Source organism: Bradyrhizobium ferriligni (genome assembly GCF_056837965.1).
On sequence record NZ_JBXEJO010000269.1, the window covers coordinates 1 to 451 of the forward strand.

The window sequence follows — 451 nt, forward strand, 5'->3', positions numbered from 1 at the left end:
GAATGGGATTCGATCGCGGAATACATTGAATAAACGAGCGGCTTCCCCCTTCGACGAAGGGGGATTGCCGTCAAAAGGCGGGTGAATGGTGTGTGGACGGCCATGTTCAGTTCGGTGGAGGCCGGCTTGATTTACGCTGTGATGGCGCTTGGCGTCTATTTGTCGTTTCGCGTGTTGGACTTTCCCGATTTGACGGTTGACGGCAGCTTTGTCACCGGCGCATCGGTCGCCGCCGTGATGATCGTCAACGGAGCGAATCCGTTTGCCGCTTCGGCCGCGGCGCTATTGGCCGGATTTGCCGCCGGAGTCGTGACAGGACTTTTGCATACAAAAGGGAAGATCAATCCGCTCTTGTCAGGCATTTTAATGATGATCGCGTTATATTCGATCAATTTGCGCATCATGGGAAAATCAAATATTCCGCTCCTTCAAGAGGAGACGGTCATCAAGC

1 protein-coding gene is annotated in these 451 nt (G+C 53.4%); it reads left to right on the forward strand.

Features of this window, described 5'->3' with window-relative positions; translation table 11 throughout:
* Positions 1–102: 102 nt before the first annotated feature.
* A partial coding sequence (locus AC1VNY_RS42660) for an ABC transporter permease subunit (protein ID WP_482409699.1) occupies positions 103–451 on the forward strand: 349 nt, incomplete at its 3' end.